Genomic DNA, 1,204 nt, shown 5'->3' on the forward strand with positions numbered 1-1,204 from the left:
TCGCGATCGCCGTTGCTCAGGACCTCCGCCCCTCCATCGGTCACCAGGATCGTCTCGCTGCAACCGATCGCGAAACGGCCCTCCTCGTCGGTCAGGAACAGCGGCATGTGCAGCGCCATGTTGGGCCGCAGCACATTCTGGCCGCCCGGCTCTAAGCTGGTGTAGCCCCGCGTCGACCAACCGAGACCGCATGAATAGCCAACGCGCTGGCGGAATGTCTGCGGACGGCCAGCCCGCTCTACGACCCCTCGTGCGGCAGCATCGACGTCTCCGGTCAATGCCCCGGGCATCGCAGCTGCGATCGCCGCCTCCAACGCTGCGTTCGAGAGTTCATACAGAGCCGTGGCCTCGGCATGTCTGCCGTAGATTGCGGAGCGCACTAGCCCGGCGGCGTAATCATGAACCCTTCCGCCGACCTCGATGTAGGCGACGTCGCCCTGTTTGAGGCGGTTGTTGCCGGACTTCGCGTGCCCTACGGCTGTGTGATTTCCGAATAAAATCCCGAACAAAGTCGCGTCTACCCCCGTGGACTCTACGGCCGCCTGGACGATAGCGGCGGCCTCGAGCTCGGACACGCCCTCCCTGAGGACGTCAACAAAGGCGGCAACGCCGGCCTCCGTCCCCTTCATCGCCTTTCGCATGACGGCGATCTCCTCTGCCGACTTGATGTCCGCCACAGTGAGAATCAGACGGGAGACGTCCACAACCTCGATGTTCGGAAGTAGCTCTTGTAGCTCCATGGCGTCGCGGGCCGTCATTCCAAAAAGGTCGAGCTCCATTCCGACGCGCCCCCGATCCAGCCCAAGCGATCGCATCACTTCAGCGCAGACCTTGCCCGCTTCGGTAAGCTGGTGATACGTGTGGATCTTGAGAGGAATGCTCTCGGCCCGGACATTCCATTCGTCGAACAAGCGGACGATATTCGTTCGCGGCACGTGTGGCGCGATGATCAGGTAATAGGGCCTCGCGTACGAGCCGGAGGCAGCATGTCCAGTCAGGTACTGGTGGTTGCGCGAGAAAGTCGATATGACTGCGTCGACTCCAAACTCCTGGAATCGGTCAAGAACAGCTTGCCAGCGACGGTTATACTCCGCCTCGCTAAAAGGAAGCCCGGGCGCCAAGCTCGACTGAGTGTTCGCCATTACCTCTCCTCCGCTCCCGTCGTTGTGCTTAGATGGTCAACTGCCGGGTGGTTTGCGTCAAA

General features: G+C 61.6%; 1 protein-coding gene. It reads right to left on the reverse strand.

Going from position 1 to position 1,204, the window contains the following annotated elements:
- The coding region (locus tag EN874_RS32135) for a Xaa-Pro peptidase family protein (RefSeq protein WP_135859832.1) at positions 1-1,142 on the reverse strand (1,142 nt) is incomplete at its 3' end.
- Between the last annotated feature and the right edge of the window lie 62 nt (positions 1,143-1,204).

Origin of the sequence: Mesorhizobium sp. M1D.F.Ca.ET.231.01.1.1 (genome assembly GCF_003999155.2) — a bacterium.
Classification (GTDB): domain Bacteria; phylum Pseudomonadota; class Alphaproteobacteria; order Rhizobiales; family Rhizobiaceae; genus Mesorhizobium.